Source organism: Candidatus Limimorpha avicola (genome assembly GCF_056978975.1).
In genome coordinates, this window is record NZ_DBMCYK010000016.1 from 18,180 (window position 1) to 33,050 (window position 14,871).

The window sequence follows — 14,871 nt, forward strand, 5'->3', positions numbered from 1 at the left end:
TGATTAGAATTTAACTGACAACATAGCTGCGACAGCATGTCCCAAATTGTCATTGTTGCCATTGTCTTTCAATGTGTAGTTAAGCTGGAAACGAAGATGTTTTTCCGGCCACCAATCTAAACCTAACATATAGTATGTTGATGTTGTTTTTGTCAAATCTGTGTTGCTGTTGTAATAATCATAACGTACGACAGGTGCTATGGTTTGTTTTCCTTCTTTTCCTACGTTGAAGACGTATGCAGCTATTGCATAGAAACCGTCCGATTTTTGGTCATTGACAAGTTTTCCTTCTGCCAAAGTAAATTCATCTGTGTTATCCATTCCGGTTACACCCCATAGATATTCCGAACGAACTACAAGATGGTTATTTTTGTATTCACCGCCAATACCGTATCTGTTTCTGACTGCATTCTCATTATTTGTTGTTTGATATTCGCCAATGTACATGGAACCGGCAAGAACAAGTTCTTTTATCCAAGGATGTAATTCCAAACGTCCGGCAATGTCTTTTGTTTTATTGTTGTCTTTTGTGTTGATACCGGCACCATTGAAGACACCTACGCTGTAATTGAAAAGTTGGAACTTCTTGCCAAAGGTCTCCATGTTGATGAAACCTCCGTAAAGCATGACACCTATCTCACGACCGAATTTGTAGTTGCCATTACCGCTTACGTCGCTGAAGCCGCTTAATGCGTTGATGACTTGTGCGTTGTCTATAGCCTCGAGGTCAAGTGGTGCATAAGGGTTTTCTATTGAAAACGGTATCTTGAATTGTCCGACTTGTACATTGATGTATGGATTGAATTTGACTTTTACGAAAGCATCGACAAGAGCAGCTGATTTTGTAAAATCACCCTGCAATCTGAATTCAATATTTTTTGTGATGTTGCCCTTGATGTCAAGACGTGCACGGCGAATCTGAAATGTATTTGACTCATCCAAAGTGCCGTCATTCAATTTTTGGGATTCAAAACTATACTGTGAATTGATGTACCCTCCAATGGACAAGTAATCGCCTATCAATGATTTTTTAGGGGCTGGTTGGATTGGTTTTTGTGCAAACAATACTGTTACTGAACTCAATAACAGAAAAATTCCGGTGATAAATAAATTTTTCTTCATCTTTAAAAAAATTAAAATTTGCAATTTGTTTTTGCAAAAATATTAAAATTAGTAATACCTTTTACTAATAAAGTCAAAACTTTTATGGTATAATATAATACATTATTATAAATAAGAAGATTCATGAATTATGATAATCATATCATTTTACTAATTAATAATTATGATAGATAAGGAAGATATATTGTCAATAAATGAGTTATATGATTTCTGAAAGAAGTTTCAATATTTTTCAAAAATAAATAAGGCGTGTTTTTGGGAAGCACGCCTTATATATAAATAGGTGATATCAATCTGCCAACACCAGTATTTTATTGTTGAGTACTTCTAAAACACCGCCTTTAATTTCGAAATAACTCAGTTTGCCGTTCAATTCTCTTATTTTTATTTTTCCGGCGCCCAAGGCAGCAATCATGGGAGCATGGTTGTTAAGTATCTCGAACAGTCCGTCTATTCCGGGCAATTGGACCAGGTCGGTGTCACCATTATAAAGTCTTTTGTCCGGTGTTATTATTTCTATTTTCATGGTCATTCATTTGTCTCAGCCATCATTTTCTTACCTTTCTCGATAGCTTCTTCAATTGTTCCAACCAAATTGAAAGCTGCTTCCGGATACTGGTCAACTTCGCCATCCATAATCATATTGAAACCTTTTATGGTATCTTCAATACTGACTATTGTTCCCGGTATGTTGGTGAACTGTTCTGCAACATGAAGTGGCTGTGAGAGGAATCTCTGAACACGTCTTGCTCTTTTCACCACGAGTTTATCTTCTTCTGACAGTTCGTCCATACCCAAAATAGCGATTATGTCCTGCAGGTCTTTATATCTCTGTAAAATATTGATGACGCGTTGAGCTGTATTATAATGAGCTTCGCCAACTATTTCGGGTGTCAATATTCTGGAAGTAGAGTCGAGAGGGTCAACGGCAGGATAAATGCCGAGTTCAGATATTTTTCGGCTCAATACCGTGGTAGCATCGAGGTGAGCGAATGTTGTAGCAGGTGCCGGGTCTGTCAAGTCGTCGGCAGGTACATATACTGCCTGTACTGAAGTTATGGAGCCGTGTTTAGTGGATGTGATACGTTCCTGCATGAGACCCATTTCGGAAGCCAAAGTAGGTTGATAGCCTACAGCGGAAGGCATACGTCCCAACAGGGCTGACACTTCAGAACCTGCCTGTGTGAAACGGAAGATGTTGTCAATGAAAAACAAGATGTCACGTCCCGAATTGTTCTCGTCTCCGTCCCGGAAATATTCAGCCATTGTAAGACCGCTGAGAGCCACTCTGGCACGTGCTCCCGGAGGTTCGTTCATTTGGCCGAATACCAATGTCGCCTGTGATTTTATCAATTCATCGTAATTTACTTTCTCTAAAGGCCAGCCGCCTTTTTCCATTTCTTTTGAAAACTCTTCTCCGTATTTTATTACGCCTGATTCTATCATTTCTCTGAGCAAATCGTTACCTTCGCGGGTACGTTCTCCCACGCCGGCAAATACCGACATGCCGGAGTACGATTTAGCGATGTTATTGATCAGTTCCATGATAATGACCGTTTTACCCACGCCGGCGCCACCGAACAAACCTATTTTTCCGCCTTTGGCGTACGGTTCTATCAGATCTATGACTTTGATACCTGTATAGAGTACCTCTTGTTTTGTGGAGAGGTTTTCGAATTTTGGTGGTTCTCGGTGTATGCTGTTGCGTTTACATTCTTTCATAGGTTTGAGACCGTCGATAGACTCTCCTATAACGTTGAACAGTCTTCCTTTCACCTGGTCGCCTGTCGGCATTGATATGGGCTTGTCGAGACAACGCACTTTCATGCCTCTTCTCAAGCCGTCGGTAGAGTCCATGGCAATGGTTCTCATGGTATTCTCCCCAATATCCTGCTGTACCTCAGTTATCAGTTTATCTCCGTTGTCACGTTCTATCTCAAGAGCGTCGAGCAGACTCGGAAGATGTTCTTTATCATCAAAGGCAACGTCTATAACAGGTCCGATGATCTGTACAATATGACCGATTTTTTCTTTATTCATTTTTTAAGCTCCTGTTGTTCTTGTTTTTTTTCTGAAATAGAATCTATTGTATGAAGTATAAATTTGCCGTGGAATATTATAAGATACAATGTTCCAATGGTAATTGATGAATCCGCAATGTTGAATATTGGGCTGAAAAATATCTGACCTCCGAGAAATGGCATCCATTGCGGAAAGGTGAAGAGTGGAAAATAAAGCATATCGACTACTTTACCTTGCATAAAACCGGCATAACCACCACCTTCCGGGAACAATACCGCTGTGTTGTAGAAAGTACTCTCGCTGAATATCATGCCGTAAAACATTCCGTCTATGATATTGCCCAATGCTCCTGCTATAATAAGAGAAATGCCGAATAAAGGTCCGAAACTGACATCTTTGTCACTCAGTTTCTTTAACAGAATAAACAGCAAGATCACAGCTGCTATTCTGAATGCTCCGAGTATCAGTTTACCCCAAATGCTCTCTGAGATTTCCCAACCGAAAGCCATGCCGTTGTTTTCTATGAACAAAATATTGAACCATTTGCCGAAAACAGGGATACATTCGCTTAATGTCATGTTTAATTTGACCAGAAATTTGCTTATCTGGTCTATCAAAATGACTGAGAAAATCACTATAAGAGATTTCTTCATTTCTTTTTCTGGTTCAATTTAGCTTCCACACTTAATGTAGCGTGAGGCACGGCACGTAGTCTTTCCTTTGGAATGAGTTTCCCTGTCACACGACAGATGCCGTATGTCTTGTTTTTTATGCGTATCAGTGCGTTTTCAAGGTTCTGTATATATTTGTATTGACGCATTGCAAGTTGACTGTTCTCTTCCTTTGACAACACGGCAGAACCTTCTTCCAAAATCTTGAAAGTCGGAGCGCTGTCATTGGCACTGTTTTTTCCGCCGGCTACATTTTCGTTTAAAAGTTCCAAATCTTTTCTCGCTGTTTCAAGTTTTTCCAATATCAGGGCTTCAAATTCGGCGAGTTCTGCATCAGAATATCTGAGTTTTTCTGTTTCATTTGCATTTCCTTCCATAGGGCTCATTTTTTTCTGAATTAATAACGCCCAAAAATAATATATTTTTTTGAAATATGAAAGAAAAATCAATGAAAATCTATTTTTGAAAGAAATGTTGACGTCTTTTCTTTTGATAAAAAACTTGTTTCCGAATGAAAAATACCGACAACTATTGATGTTAAATGTTGTGGGTTAAATCAATAGTTGTCGGTATATACAGTTTGTAATCAGAACTAAAATTCAATTAGTAATTCAATTGTTATGCCTTGCTAATGGATATTTTGGCATATATGTTCTCTACGAGTTCTTGTTTTGTCACATTTTCATCATTGATAGAATCCACAAGATTCAAGGTGGCGAGTGTCTCTGAGCATATATAGTCAGTGTATTGTTCTACAGCGTTGACAATATCATTGTTTTTCTCGATAGTGAGGACGATATGGTCAGTAACTTCAAGACCTTTGTCTTTTCTCATACCTTGAATACGATTGACTATTTCTCTTGCGAGACCTTCGTCGGCAAGTTCTTTTGTAATTGTCATGTCGAGAGCGACAGTGATATTATCCTGTGTTGTCACTGTCCAGCCGGGAATGTCGTCGGTAGTGATCTCGGCATCGTTGATGTTTAATATGACTTCTTGATTATCAATATTTATCATTGAACCATTATTTCTTTCAAATTCTCTTATGTCATTTTGGGACATCTCTGAGAAATATTGAGAAATTTGTTTCATCAGTTTACCGTAACGTGGACCTAATGTCTTGAAGTTAGGTTTTATCTTTTTGACGAGAACATTTTTGTCATCTGTAAGATATTGTATTTCCTTGACATTCACCTCTGACAGAATCAGGCGTTCCACTTTAAGAAGTTGTTCATGACGTACTTCAGAGTCTATCGGTATCATGATTTTAGACAATGGTTGACGTACGCGTATATTGGCTTTCTTTCTCAGCGACAGTACCATGGAAGATACGAGTTGGGCCATTTCCATACGTTCTTCAAGTTGTTTGTCTATCATGGAAGTGTCAGCTGATGGAAAGTCGGTAAGATGTACTGACTCAGCTGTTTGTCTGCCTGTGACATTATTAAGGTCGCAGTACAACCGGTCTGCGAAGAACGGTGCTATAGGAGAAATAAGGCGTGATAGTACATCCAAGCATGAGTAAAGAGTCTGATAAGCGGATGTCTTATCTTCCGAGGCGTTGCTTTTCCAGAAACGGCGGCGAGAGAGACGTACATACCAATTGCTCAGGTGGGCATCGACGAATTTGCCTATGGCGCGGCCGGCCTTTGTAGGCTCATAGTTTTGATAAGCGTTGTCAACCTCGATAATGAGTGAGTTAAGTTCGGATAGTATCCACCGGTCTATTTCGGGACGTCTCTCATAAGGTATGTCAGCATCAGAATAGTCGAATTTATCGATATTGGCATACAAGGCGAAGAATGCGTAGGTGTTGTACAATGTGCCGAAGAACTTGCGACGCACGTCATCGACGCCTTCTTCGTCGAATTTGAGGTTATCCCATGGCTGTGAGTTGGTCATCATATACCAGCGCACGGCGTCGGCACCGTATTTCTCAATGGCACCGAAAGGATCCACGGCATTACCGAGACGTTTTGACATCTTGTTTCCGTTTTTGTCGAGTACCAAGCCGTTGGAGATGACATTTTTATAAGCCACAGAATCGAATACCATAGTGGCAATGGCATGAAGGGTAAAGAACCAGCCGCGTGTCTGGTCCACGCCTTCAGCGATGAAGTCGGCAGGAAACACCTTGTCGTTGAGTTGAGCTTTATCGCCCATATAATGTATCTGTGCATACGGCATGGCACCGGAGTCGAACCATACATCGATGAGGTCAGGCTCTCGGAACATCTTCTTTCCGCTGTTGGAGACGAGTACTACATTGTCGATATAAGGTCTGTGCAAGTCGAAATCGTTATAATTGTCCGATTTATACGGGTTGTCCGTCATAAAACCGGCATTTATAGATTTTTCTATTTCTTCACTGAGTTGTTTTACACTGCCGATACATATCTCTTCGTTGCCGTCTTCAGTACGCCATATTGGCAAAGGTGTGCCCCAGTAGCGGGAGCGTGAGAGATTCCAGTCCACGAGGTTCTCGAGCCAATTGCCGAAACGTCCCGTGCCGGTCGTCTCAGGTTTCCAATTGATAGTCTTGTTGAGTTCTATCATTCTGTCTTTCAAAGCAGTAGTACGAATGAACCAACTGTCGAGAGGATAATAAAGGACAGGTTTGTCAGTACGCCAGCAGTGCGGATAGCTGTGTGTATGTTTCTCGCTTTTGAAGAGCTTGTTCTGTTCTTTCAACATTATGACTATGTCAACGTCGAGAGACTTGTCTTTTTCTGTTTTTGTACTGTCGTAGGCATTTTTGACGTATTGTCCGGCGAAAGGTTTGTATGCATCCGTGTCTATATTGTTTTTCACAAAGTCGGGGTCGAGGTCTTCCATGAGGAAGAATTTACCGGAGCGGTCAACCATAGGCTGAGCCTTGCCGTCTTTGTCTATCATGACGAGTGGAGGTATGTTGTTTTGTTTAGCCACTCTGTCGTCATCGGCGCCGAAGGTAGGAGCGATGTGAACAATACCCGTAGTGCCTTCATCGGTAGTGACATAATCACCCGGAATCACGCGAAAAGCGTTATCGCTTGTTTTGACCCAAGGTATAAGTTGTTCGTATTCAATGCCAACAAGGTCGGAGCCTTTGCAAGTACCGAGAATGTCGTAAGGTAATTTCTTATCGCCAGTTTTATATTCTTCGAAAGAAGGTTTCTCGTTTTCCGGTGGGAAGAATGAACTCATCAAAAGTTTTCCGATGATGACGTATGTCGGAGTACCATTGACAGGGTTGACGGTTTTGACGAGACAGTATTCGATGTTCGGACCCACGCACAAAGCTGTGTTGGACGGCAGAGTCCATGGGGTAGTAGTCCATGCCATTATCTGAATATCGTTAAAAGGCACCTGGACGCCGAATGGCAGTTCTTTGAACTTGCTTTGCGTTGCCTTGAGGCGGAACATGGCGACACAAGTGAGGTCTTTGACGTCACGATAGCAACCAGGCATGTTGAGTTCGTGGGAGCTGAGGCCTGTGCCGGCGGCAGGCGAGAAAGGTTGTATGGTATATCCCTTGTAGAGAAGTCCTTTCTTGTAAAGCTCAGATAGTAAAAACCATAAAGTCTCGATATAATCGTTGGTAAAGGTGATATAAGGGTCGTCGAGGTTCACCCAATAACCCATTTTACGAGTGAGGTCATCCCATAAGTCTTTATATTTCATCACTTCTTCGCGACAAGCCTTGTTATAGTCGTCAACGCTGATTTTTTTGCCTATGTCTTCTTTAGTGATGCCTAATTTCTTTTCCACTCCAAGTTCTACGGGAAGGCCGTGAGTATCCCATCCGGCTTTGCGGGATACATATTCACCTTTGAGAGTATGGTATCTGCAAAATGTGTCCTTAATGGTCCTTGACAAGACATGATGTATTCCGGGAGTGCCGTTTGCTGAAGGTGGCCCTTCGTAAAATACGAAGGCCGTTCCGTTTTTGCGGCTTTCCAGACTCTTGCTGAAGATTTCGTTTTCTTCCCAATAACGACGAACCTCATCTGCTATATTGGTGAGATTCAGGTTTTTGTATTCACGATATGCGTTTTTCATAAGTCAATCTTTAGACTTTAGGATTTTTAAACTGCAAAAATAGTTTATTTTTTTTAAGTCCACAAATTTATTGTAACTGTTTATATCATGAAAACTTTAAACAATCAAATACAGAATCAGTCTTAAAGTTTGTGCAAAACAGTTTAATTTGGTTCAGAATCATGTTTCGATATATGTTTTTAATTCATTTTTGACTCGATTTGTGCAGATTTTTTTGGTTGTGGACGATTGATTCAATTTTTTCATTTCAGGTTTGCAAGTCGATTCTTTAGATAATATTACTCTCTTTTTAGAAAACAGGTTTCTGACACTTATTTGTTGATTTGTCAGCAATATTCATAATGCTGTTTGTCAACGATTTCAATATTCTGTTTCATGAAAGGCAATATCATGTTAAAATAATGAATATTGTCAGGTGTTGTCAAGTTGTGTTTTTAATAATTTAAAGACTTTTAAAATAAAAATTATAAATAGCAGTCTTGGATAAAATCTTTAATGGTGACCGTATAAATAGATAAGATACAGACTTTTTTGTTTTGATAATATTGTAAATATTTAATTTACATATAGATATAAAATTTTTCATACAGATATTTTTGGGAAAGATGATGGTTTGAAATATGATAGTCTTGGATTGAAGGTCTCAAAATATATGATTCAATATAAACGAAAAACATAAAATTGATTGTTACAAACATTCTATTCAACAAAAATCATATATATATTTAATAATCAGTTAAGTAATAAATTTAATTTACAAACTTTTTTCAGGCGAAAGATGAAAGCTATAGATGTAAAACTAAAATTGTTTTATTTGTAATTTTTTAAATTGTTATTTCAATATAAAAAATGATTGCACATTTTTTTGATACAGATTTTTTAAAGCATTAAAAATTTTAAATATTTATCAGCCAATTATATATGAAATATTTGATACAGATTTTTTTAAAAAAATATTAATATTAAAAAAATTTGGTTTCACTTTATAATGAGGATTGATTATTTCAATATAAACAAATAAATTTAATTTCGTATGTACAGATTTTTTTAAGATTTTATAATGTAAATATTTATTATTGTTATATATATTGTGTTTTATGTACAGACATTTTTGATGAAATATATAATTATAATTTTTATAAAATATTATTTTTATGTATGTATAGAACTCTTTTCTTGAAAAATGTCGGCATTTACATTTATTTTAGAATATGTTCGCCAAGAGATGCGACAATAATATTTTGCTTGGATTTTAACCTTAATAAAAATTCATTGGTACCCGGTAAAAAATCGTGCTCAAAAATTTATGTAAGTGGTAATCATAATCATTTGCGATACTGATATTATTTTTATCAACTTATTGTTGTAGAGACGCCATCATGACGTCTCTACGATAAAACAAATTATATTTTGATTTTAATACGCGATAATATGACGTCTCTATTATTGTTTAAGCCATTTGCCGCTATTAACTTCTTTTCCTTCATTGTAAATTTTCCAAAGATACATTCCATTTGTCCAATTTTCTGTAGAAATCTTCGTAATTTCTTCAGTAATATCTTGTTTAAATATTGTCTTTCCGAGAATGTCAAATACTTCTATTCTTGCATTTTGCAATGGTGTTTTGATGTTCAAAATATTGTTTCCCGGATTAGGATATACTTCTGTCGAATACATGTCTTTTTCTTCAATATCAGAAAAATCAACATAACAGTCGTTATAATAATTATTGTGATAAATTTCTTCACCATCAAAATATTCGCATATCAGTGTTTGCTCGGCAGAATACACGGAATGTTCTTGCGGAAGTCCGAAAGGATTCTCATTCGGGAAGCAGCCTTCAGTAAATACAATGTCGCATATAGTTCCGTAAGAAGTGATAAAACCGATTTCTTTTTTCCCTGATTCGGTATAACTAATCTTATCAACGGTAATGTCTTGGATATCTTTGTTGTCAAGGTAAAATTGAATAACATCACCTATCTCCAACGACATGTCGCAAACAAGAATCTCCTTTTCACCTTCCATGTCGTAACGATAAAGTCTTCCCGTTTCAGTTTCTTCCCTCAAAAGAATATTGTATTCATTGTTGTAATAACTTGCACTTGTTGTTTCGTATCCGAATTTCCATTGATAAACTGTTGCAACATAGTATTCTTTACCGTTTATTGTCATAATGTTGTCTTTGTGGAAATTAAAAATACAAGTATGAATGTTATCGATGCCATTTATACATACATTTGCTGTTGTAGAGTCGGATGCGAAATATGACATGTATTCAGTTTTATTCTGAGCATTAAGGCTTAATGTTAAGAATAATGCCATCATAATGATGATGTTTTTCGTGTAAAGTTTTTTCATGATAATAGTTTTTTGTTAATAAATGATTTAGAAAACTTTGGTGTACCATCAAACAGGATGTTCAACTGTCTCATAAAGACAAGAAGTCTTTGCCTGGTAGTGCCATTTATCAGTATTGCACAATGGTAACTGTCTCCACAAACGGCGGTACATTATTTATTGCGAAGACTTTACAGGTTGTATTTTAATATCTGTTTCATAACACGATGTTTTTTAATTGCGTCAAAGATAAGACTAATTTTTCATTAATCCAAAAAAAATCATACTTTTTTTATAGGACTTTACATATATTTTAGTTATTTCTTGAATGACAGTATATTATATCTTGTTTTTTAATGTTCAATGGATTGTTTCAGCAATAAATCATCAGTTTTATTATAAAACTACTAATGTAATTTCCATAAAATAACTCTGTGTTGTTTTTTCTGTAATTTTTTCAGCCATTGGATGTTTTTTTAATGTAACCTAAAAAAGCGATGATACAGACTTTTATGTTTATCAAAATTATAAATACCTAATATTCAGATAGATATGAAATTTCACATACAGACATTTTGCTGGCATTGTTGTTTATATTATATGAGAGTTATGCGGTAAGAGTATGTGAATGATTATTCTAATATTAACATGGCATCATAGATTGAAAATATACAGAAATTTTTAAGTATCAAAAAATATAAATATTTATTATTCAGATATATATAAAGTTTTACATACAGACATTTTTGTGGCTTTAGATATTTAAAATATCTATGTTATTAAACAATTACATAGAATAATTTTCCAATAATAACAAGATGACCGATATTTGAGATGTACAGATATTTTTATGCATTAAAAAGTTTAAATATTTAATATTCAGATATATATAAAATTTCACATACAGATATTTTTATAGAAAATATACTTGTTTTTACAATATAATAAATGTGATTTTTTCTTTACTATGGTATTTTTGTTTTATCGATGGTTTTTATATGTGATTTAGAATTATCATAATATGAATTATTGATATTGGTAATAATGTCATGTTTAAATCAATGGTGAATAATGTTGAATGTTGTATATTTTTTACACTGAAAAAAATAAATCTCAGATAATGAAAAAATTATTATTTTTGCAGTGAGATGCAAAATCAAGATGCGGTAAGGCAAAATCAAGATGGAGTTTATGTCTATTACGTTTTATCTTTGTTTTGCGTGACAATAAATATATGGATGAGAATAAACCCATAAGGAAAAGAGATAAGATAAAGAAAGGCTTTTCTAAGCTTTTGAAAGAAGACAAACTCAAGGCGGTTGCTGAATATATAGAGAATCCCGGTGAGTTTGTTTCTTTGTTGAAGAGTTTTTGGTATGCCGATCCGGTAAAACAGAAGCAGTTCGATGAGTTTAGCGAGAACACTATTTCCAATTTTCATATACCTTACGGTGTTTCGCCCAATGTGCTTATCAATGGTAAAAATTATGTCGTTCCTATGGTCATTGAGGAAAGCTCTGTTGTGGCAGCGGCATCTGCAGCAGCTAAATTCTGGAGTGAAAGAGGTGGATTTCATGCTGAAGTTGTCGATGTTAAGAAAATGGGGCAGGTTCATTTTTGCTGGAATGGCAGGAAAGAAGTGATAAAAGGGTTAATGCCCGATATCAGGAAAAAATTGCTTTCGGATGCTGAAGACATAACCGTCAATATGAGGAGACGCGGGGGTGGAGTCGTAGATATACAATTGGTGGATTTTACTGACAGGATGAAAAACTATTATCAGTTGCTTGTGTCATTCGACACTTGCAATTCTATGGGTGCCAATTTCATCAATTCAGTCCTTGAATCTTTTGCTCACAGTTTGCAGGATTTTTTTGCTTGTTATAATGACTTGGAAGATAATGAACGCAGTGTTGAGATAGTTATGAGTATTTTGTCGAATTATACACCTGAGTGTAGGGTGCATGTTTGGGTACAATGTCCTGTTCATGCTTTCGATGGTGTTGACAGTCATCTCAGTGGAAGGGCTTTTGCAGATAAATTCAAGAAGGCTGTTGACATTGCCCATATTGATGTATATCGTGCCACAACACATAATAAGGGAATATATAACGGTATCGATGCTGTAGTGATAGCTACGGGAAACGACTTTCGTGCTACTGAGGCAGCAGGGCATTCTTTTGCAGCTCGCAATGGTCATTATGAGAGTCTTTCATCTGTGGAGATACAAGATGGCATATTTATCTTCAGCCTTGAGGTGCCATTGGCACTCGGCACTGTTGGTGGTCTTACCAAGTTGCATCCTCTTGCAAAAGAGTCTTTGGAACTGTTGGGTAATCCTTCTGCCACTGAATTGATGACCATAGCTGCCACCATGGGACTTGCAAACAATTATGCAGCAGTCAAATCCTTGATAACAAGCGGGATACAGCAGGGACACATGAAAATGCACCTTTCTAATATTCTCAATCAGTTGGGAGCTTCCGAAAAAGAGAAGTCTTTGGCATTATCATATTTCTCAGATGTCACAGTGAGTTATTCTGCTGTGGAGAGTTATCTCAAGACATTGAGAAAATAACATTTACAATATGTTTCATGATGAGCAGGTACAAATCCAACGGTAAATTGTTGTTGACTGGGGAATATCTCGTCTTGCAAGGTGCTATTGCTCTTGCCTTGCCCTTGAAAATAGGTCAAAGTCTTGATGTCAATGTGTTGGCAACCAATAACAACATCATACATTGGGATGCCTATTCTCCAAAAGGATTATGGTTTTCTTCCATGTTGAACAAACACGACTTCAGCGTAAGAGGCTCAGACAATGTAGAGATGGCTTTTATGCTGAGTAAAATATTCAAGGCGGTGAAGAAGCAGAATGACTGTATTCTGAATGAAAGGGGCGATTATGATTTTGTCACTCGTTTGGATTTCGAGCCGGAATGGGGTCTTGGCAGCAGTTCTACATTGATAACCAATATGGCTATGTGGGCTGATATAGACCCTTACAAGTTGTTGCGTGATACTTTCGGTGGCTCCGGTTATGATATAGCTTGTGCCAAGGCTTCAAAGCCCATATTATATTATCTTGAAAGTGGTGAAGCACATTACCGTGAGATAGATTTCAACCCTCCTTTTGCTGATAATCTGTATTTTGTGTACCGGGGTCATAAACAAAAGACTTCCGTGGAAGTGTCTTATTTCAAGGAAAAACTGATGTCCAACGATTTTGGCGATGACATTTATACTGTCTCCGAGTTGAGTCTGTCTCTTCCCAATATTTGTGAATTGAAAGATTTTTGCAGTTTCATGGACATACATGAGGCTATAATGTCGAATTGTTTGGAACGTCCTGCCATTAAGACATTATTTCCTGACTTTGACGGCAGTCTTAAATCCTTGGGAGCCTGGGGAGGCGACTTTTTCCTTGCCGCCACCGAGTTGTCTCATGATAAAGTGTTTTCTTATTTTCATAAAAAAGGCTTTGACGTGATTTTAAAATACAATGATGTTGTGCGTAATAATGTGTAATGATGATTCTTTCCTGCTTGATAAAATGTGTATTTTTGTGTAAAATATAATAAATTTTAACAACAAGCGTTTTAAACGAGGTTTGGCATTATTTTTGTAAGACATGTACTGTTAAAAAAAACTATGAAGGGAAAATTTGATTATCCGTTTGTTGTAACTAAAAAAAGTCCGTCAAATATTGCGATAATAAAATATTGGGGGAAACATGGTAAACAATTACCGAATAACCCTTCAGTGAGTTTTACATTAAGTCGTTGTTATACTGAAACAAAAATAAAATGTGAATATTGCAGGGAAAATGTTCTGGATTTTTATTTTGAAGGTAAAGAAAATGCAATATTTAGGGACAAGATAAATAAATTTCTTGTTGACAACAAGCAATATTTTGGTTTCCTGGATGGTATGCATCTTGAAATAAGTAGTAGCAATTCCTTTCCACATTCTTCAGGTATAGCGTCGAGTGCATCATCCATGAGTGCATTGGTGATGTGTTTGTTGGAGATAGAAAAGACTGTCAATCATGATGATACATCCATTGATTTGAACAAGGCATCGTTTTTGTCGCGACTTGCTTCGGGGAGTGCGTCACGTTCTGTATATCCTGTTATGGCATTGTGGGGGGAGACACCTTCAGTGATAGGCAGTTCGGACGAGTTCGCCGTGTCTGTTGAAAACATGGTGGCTCCGATATTCAAGACTTATCATGACAGCATATTGATAGTAAGTTCCAAAGAGAAAAGTATTTCAAGTCGTGTGGGGCATTCTCTTATGGACAATCATCCTTGGGCCGTCTCACGTTATGAGAAGGCACGTCATAACACCGAAGTGTTGATTCAGGCATTACAGCAAGGCGATATTGATACTTTCATCGAGATTGCCGAATCCGAGGCATTACAGCTTCATGAATTGATGCATACCTCTAATCCTCCTTTTGATCTTATGATGCCGGAAACGATGAAGATTATTGAGGCAGTGAGGCATTATCGTACTTGTTGCAATATACCTTTGTGTTTTACACTTGATGCAGGTCCTAATGTGCATCTGCTTTATCCCGACAGTGTCGCCGATGATGTCGTTGACTTCATAAAAAAGGACCTTGTCAAATATTGTGTCGATAATAAATGGATTGATGATATAGTCGGATGAT

Annotated in this window: 10 protein-coding genes; 3 read left to right on the forward strand and 7 right to left on the reverse strand. The window is 37.1% G+C overall.

What is annotated here, in order from left to right; translation table 11 throughout:
• Positions 1 to 3 precede the first annotated feature (3 nt).
• The 7 genes from ACZOVS_RS07795 to ACZOVS_RS07825 form a co-directional block, all read right to left on the reverse strand.
• Positions 4 to 1,122 (reverse strand): porin, encoded by a 1,119-nt coding sequence (locus ACZOVS_RS07795; RefSeq protein ID WP_483996676.1) that lies wholly within the window; start codon positions 1,120 to 1,122, stop codon positions 4 to 6.
• Between the two features lie 289 nt (positions 1,123 to 1,411).
• The gene (atpC, locus tag ACZOVS_RS07800; protein WP_483996677.1) at positions 1,412 to 1,648 is read right to left on the reverse strand and encodes an ATP synthase F1 subunit epsilon; all 237 of its coding nucleotides are present in this window, start codon (positions 1,646 to 1,648) and stop codon (positions 1,412 to 1,414) included.
• Between the two features lie 2 nt (positions 1,649 to 1,650).
• Positions 1,651 to 3,162: a F0F1 ATP synthase subunit beta gene (atpD, locus tag ACZOVS_RS07805; protein ID WP_483996678.1), complete on the reverse strand. Its 1,512-nt coding sequence runs from the start codon at positions 3,160 to 3,162 to the stop codon at positions 1,651 to 1,653.
• Entirely contained in the window at positions 3,159 to 3,797 is a 639-nt protein-coding gene (locus ACZOVS_RS07810) for a lipoprotein signal peptidase (RefSeq protein ID WP_483996679.1), read from the reverse strand. Before ACZOVS_RS07810 ends, atpD begins: the two co-directional genes overlap by 4 nt.
• A complete protein-coding gene (locus ACZOVS_RS07815; protein ID WP_483996680.1) occupies positions 3,794 to 4,192 on the reverse strand; it encodes a TraR/DksA family transcriptional regulator in 399 nt (132 codons plus the stop codon). Before ACZOVS_RS07815 ends, ACZOVS_RS07810 begins: the two co-directional genes overlap by 4 nt.
• A gap of 241 nt (positions 4,193 to 4,433) precedes the next feature.
• Positions 4,434 to 7,856, reverse strand: coding sequence for an isoleucine--tRNA ligase (gene ileS, locus ACZOVS_RS07820; RefSeq protein WP_483996681.1), 3,423 nt, complete (start codon positions 7,854 to 7,856; stop codon positions 4,434 to 4,436).
• Positions 7,857 to 9,299: 1,443 nt separating this feature from the next.
• Complete coding sequence (locus ACZOVS_RS07825; protein ID WP_483996682.1) at positions 9,300 to 10,217, reverse strand: T9SS type A sorting domain-containing protein; 918 nt, start codon at positions 10,215 to 10,217, stop codon at positions 9,300 to 9,302.
• Between the two features lie 1,195 nt (positions 10,218 to 11,412).
• Here ACZOVS_RS07825 and ACZOVS_RS07830 point away from each other — a divergent pair.
• From ACZOVS_RS07830 to ACZOVS_RS07840, 3 genes are all read left to right on the forward strand, one after another.
• A complete protein-coding gene (locus ACZOVS_RS07830) occupies positions 11,413 to 12,774 on the forward strand; it encodes a hydroxymethylglutaryl-CoA reductase, degradative (protein WP_483996683.1) in 1,362 nt (453 codons plus the stop codon).
• Between the two features lie 20 nt (positions 12,775 to 12,794).
• On the forward strand, positions 12,795 to 13,724 hold the full coding sequence (locus ACZOVS_RS07835) for a GYDIA family GHMP kinase (protein WP_483996684.1): 930 nt from the start codon (positions 12,795 to 12,797) through the stop codon (positions 13,722 to 13,724).
• 123 nt (positions 13,725 to 13,847) lie between these two features.
• On the forward strand, positions 13,848 to 14,870 hold the full coding sequence (locus ACZOVS_RS07840) for a diphosphomevalonate decarboxylase (RefSeq protein ID WP_483996685.1): 1,023 nt from the start codon (positions 13,848 to 13,850) through the stop codon (positions 14,868 to 14,870).
• Position 14,871: the final 1 nt, after the last annotated feature.

Coding starts and splice junctions, on each gene's coding strand:
- ACZOVS_RS07795 (WP_483996676.1), bottom strand. CDS start 1,122: ATGAAGAAAAATTTATTTATCACCGGAATTTTTCTGTTATTGAGTTCA.
- atpC (WP_483996677.1), bottom strand. CDS start 1,648: ATGAAAATAGAAATAATAACACCGGACAAAAGACTTTATAATGGTGAC.
- atpD (WP_483996678.1), bottom strand. CDS start 3,162: ATGAATAAAGAAAAAATCGGTCATATTGTACAGATCATCGGACCTGTT.
- ACZOVS_RS07810 (WP_483996679.1), bottom strand. CDS start 3,797: ATGAAGAAATCTCTTATAGTGATTTTCTCAGTCATTTTGATAGACCAG.
- ACZOVS_RS07815 (WP_483996680.1), bottom strand. CDS start 4,192: ATGGAAGGAAATGCAAATGAAACAGAAAAACTCAGATATTCTGATGCA.
- ileS (WP_483996681.1), bottom strand. CDS start 7,856: ATGAAAAACGCATATCGTGAATACAAAAACCTGAATCTCACCAATATA.
- ACZOVS_RS07825 (WP_483996682.1), bottom strand. CDS start 10,217: ATGAAAAAACTTTACACGAAAAACATCATCATTATGATGGCATTATTC.
- ACZOVS_RS07835 (WP_483996684.1), top strand. CDS start 12,795: ATGAGCAGGTACAAATCCAACGGTAAATTGTTGTTGACTGGGGAATAT.
- ACZOVS_RS07840 (WP_483996685.1), top strand. CDS start 13,848: ATGAAGGGAAAATTTGATTATCCGTTTGTTGTAACTAAAAAAAGTCCG.